2 protein-coding genes and 1 pseudogene are annotated in these 1,016 nt (G+C 71.8%); 2 read left to right on the top strand and 1 reads right to left on the bottom strand.

The genetic code is table 11. The features are described 5' to 3' along the window. Positions 1-200, top strand: a 200-nt coding sequence (locus HMPREF1138_RS05180; RefSeq protein WP_009057389.1) for a sterol carrier family protein, incomplete at its 5' end; no start/stop codon positions are given. A gap of 23 nt (positions 201-223) precedes the next feature. On the opposite strand, the gene HMPREF1138_RS05175 is transcribed toward HMPREF1138_RS05180, so the two are convergent. Continuing rightward, positions 224-502, bottom strand: coding sequence for a DUF4235 domain-containing protein (locus HMPREF1138_RS05175; RefSeq protein ID WP_009057391.1), 279 nt, complete (start codon positions 500-502; stop codon positions 224-226). Positions 503-642: 140 nt separating this feature from the next. Between HMPREF1138_RS05175 and HMPREF1138_RS05170 the strand changes: the two are divergent. Then, positions 643-1,016, top strand: a pseudogene (locus HMPREF1138_RS05170) (hypothetical protein); the annotation flags it as partial.

The following is a 1,016-nucleotide window of genomic DNA, read 5'->3' as shown; positions in this document are numbered from 1 at the left end:
TGCCGCCCGCGGGCGCGGTGCAGATCCTGCCCGGGACGACGCATCGTCGTGGGACGCCGCCCGCCGTCGTGGAGACGGACGCGCGCACGTGGCTGTCGCTGGCGTGCGGGCTTCTCACGTGGGACGAGGCCGTGGCGGGCTCGCTGGTGAGCGCCTCGGGTGAGCGCACGGACCTGGGGCCCCTCCTGCCGCTCGTGTGAGGGCAGGGGAGGGGGCCGGGGTCTCAGGCCTCCAGCTGGGGTGCGCCGAAGCGCGCGGCGAGCTTGGGAGCCAGGTACTTCTGGGAGCCCTTGTAGGCGTAGCGCTGGGCGACGGCGGCGAGGGCGGCGGAGGTGGCCGCGAAGATGACCAGCGAGGTCAGGGTGACGTCGTCGGCGTCTTCGGCGGGAACGGGGCGCTTGGTGGTGATCTTCCAGCCGGTTTCAAAGATCTTGGAGGCCAAGAAGGCTGCTCCGGCGATGACGGCGGTCGTGGCGACCTTTTCGATGATGGCGGAATCCATGGATGTCTCCTGGCGTCAGTCTGATTGTCCCCGCGCGTGCGCGCGTGCTTCCATGATGCCCCACACGGCCCTCTTGTGCGAGGCCCACGGGTCCACTGCCCTATGCTTGAGAGGTAGTGTCCCCGTCCGAAGGATTCCTCATGGCTCGCGCCCGCCTACTTTTCGCGCTCTCGGCCCTCGTGGCTGCCTCCACGACCGTCGCGGCCTGCTCGCCGTCGGTGTCGCCGAGCGCCCCGCAGGATCCTTTCGCGGCCCCGATCGTGCCCGGCCAGAGCGCGCGCGCCTCGGCGGCCTCCGGCGGGGGGCACGGAACGATTGACGCCCCAACCCCGCGCAGCGGGTCCGGCACGGTGACGGTGGCGCTCGTGGGCGGCGCCCAGTTGCCTACCGAGACGGCGCAGGAGTTCACGAAGGCCACGGGCTTCACGGTCGCCGTCGTCCCCGTCGACGGCGTGAACGCGGTGGCGAAGGCCGAGGCGGATGTCGTGCTGGGCCTGGACGGCGCGGACGCGCT

It is taken from the genome of Actinomyces sp. ICM58, from assembly GCF_000283035.1.
In the GTDB taxonomy this organism is placed as follows: Bacteria; Actinomycetota; Actinomycetes; order Actinomycetales; family Actinomycetaceae; genus Pauljensenia.
The sequence above is the reverse complement of the archived record's forward strand: the minus strand, read 5'-3'. Positions and strand labels throughout refer to the sequence as shown.

Bases quoted from the DNA above. Each gene is read 5' to 3' on its own strand.
- HMPREF1138_RS05175 (WP_009057391.1), bottom strand. From the start codon at position 502: ATGGATTCCGCCATCATCGAAAAGGTCGCCACGACCGCCGTCATCGCC.